We start from the raw sequence: 1,963 nt of genomic DNA, 5'->3' as shown, positions 1-1,963 counted from the left end.
GCTGGAAGTTATATAATTCAACTCGTAATAGAAGGCGATATAAAAGTTGTGGAAAGTGATGAAAGACCAAGGGTAGTTTATAAGAATGAGGAATTCAGCTTATACCCTGTAATAGGCAGGGTCAGACGTTTGAGTTTAAAACATTTTCATGCACCGATTAACTTGCAATCATGAAAGAAAAATGGCAAAGCTGGCACCTTCATCACCTTGCAAGAAGGGCAAAGGTCTTCGGTATAGAAAAACCTCTTATAGATGCTCTGGAAAAATCTGGTTGGTATTTAACCAAAGGTAAAGGTATTCCTCCCTCGCTTAATGCTACCTTGGAAGACTCATTAAAACGTCTTGCATCAATAAAAGATTTTGACAAAACCTGTGACGACAAAGAATGTCCTATATGTAAAAGGTTAACCGAAGATTATTCTGCAGAGGCTATTCAGTCTGCACCATTTAAACTTACTGTAGAACTCTATCGGTGGCAAAAAGAAGCAAAAAAAGCATGGTGGGAAAATAACGGGAAGGGAATTGTAAAAGTTGTAACAGGCGCTGGCAAAACTGTTTTTGCTTTATCCTTAATTTCAGATCTTTACAACTCCGCCGCATACGAAGATGGCGGGCTTAAAACAATAATAATAGTGCCTACTTCCGCTCTTCTTGACCAGTGGCTAATTAGCTTGATGGACAAGCTAAATATACCCAGGGAAAAGATAGCTGTATTTCATGGGTATAATAAAGAAAGCCTTGATGGGCGGGTTTTGGTGCTCTATGTCATTAACACGGCAAGAGAATATATAACAGAACATTTCAAAAATCATTTTTCTGGTAATGATACATTCTTAATTGCAGATGAGTGCCACCGTTATGGGAGCAAGGAGAATTCTAAAATCTTTAAAGTCAACTATTCCTATACCCTTGGCCTTTCTGCAACACCAGAAAGATATGGCGACTTTGGTTTTGAAGAAAAATTAGTCCCCAATTTAGGAGAGGTAATTTACTCCTATTCATATAACACTGCTCTAAAAGACGGTATTATCCCGCCATACAAATTGAAGAGGGTGAAAGTAAAACTCAAAAAGCAAGATTCTTTACAATATAATGAATATACAGAACAGATCAGTAAAGTAAGTGGAATATTGTTTTCAAAATACCCTGAATTAGAGGCAGCAAAACCTACGGAATTTTTCAAGTATTTGGGTTCCTTGTACGAGAAAACGCAGGATGATTTGATCTCACGTTATACTTCTTTGCTGAATGCTCGAAAAGGAATAATTCACACATCGAAGTCAAAACTTGAGGCTTTAAAATGGCTTATCTCTGAGGAAAACCTTAAAGACGAAAGGGTGCTGATCTTTCACGAAAGGATTGAGGTGGCGGAAAAGATTTTTGAATACCTGAAGGAGAAGTCCTTTAAAGTGGGGATATATCATGCTCAATTACCTTTCGATAAAAGGCTTGAAAATATCTCAAATTTCAGAAAGGGAAATATCAACATACTTGTTTCCTGCCGAGCCCTTGACGAGGGCTTTGATGTTCCTGAAGCTAATGCGGGAATTATAGTCGCTGGAACAAGTAGTGTAAGGCAATGGATTCAGAGAATGGGTAGAATTTTGAGAAGAACTCCTGGCAAAGATTTTTCAAGGATTTATGTAGTATTTGTAGATCTTGTCGAGAAAGACGTATTTAACGAAACCGAACTAAGAGAATTTGAAAAAGAAGCTTTGAGTGTGGAATCTATTGACCTTACCTTCAAATAGTCCCGCCGATTTTGACACCAGGCAATTTACCAATTAGATTCTCTTTCGTGTTAGGATGAAGATGTTTTATTTTAGCATATATTATAAGAGAAAATTGGAGAAATTCAACAAAAAAGATTAATCAATTTTCCTTTTGCACGGATAAGGTTTTTAGAGCCTTTCGGTAGAAAGTTCAATGGTTAAGCAGGCACACAAAGGGCGTTGCAGAAGAG

The 1,963-nt window shown here is 37.3% G+C and carries 1 protein-coding gene; it reads left to right on the top strand.

Translation table 11 applies throughout. From position 1 onward, the window contains the following. Nucleotides 1–170 precede the first annotated feature (170 nt). Nucleotides 171–1,751, top strand: coding sequence for a DEAD/DEAH box helicase (locus QMD82_08555; protein ID MDI6851963.1), 1,581 nt, complete (start codon nt 171–173; stop codon nt 1,749–1,751). Nucleotides 1,752–1,963 lie beyond the last annotated feature (212 nt).

The sequence above is a fragment of the bacterium genome, from assembly GCA_030019025.1.
Taxonomy (GTDB): Bacteria; Hydrothermota; Hydrothermia; order UBA1063; family UBA1063; genus UBA1063.
Note: the sequence above shows the minus strand (reverse complement) of the source record. Positions and strands in the feature narration are given on the sequence as shown.

What these genes read in the sequence shown, in the direction of transcription:
- QMD82_08555 (MDI6851963.1), top strand. Translation starts at nt 171, where the DNA reads ATGAAAGAAAAATGGCAAAGCTGGCACCTTCATCACCTTGCAAGAAGG.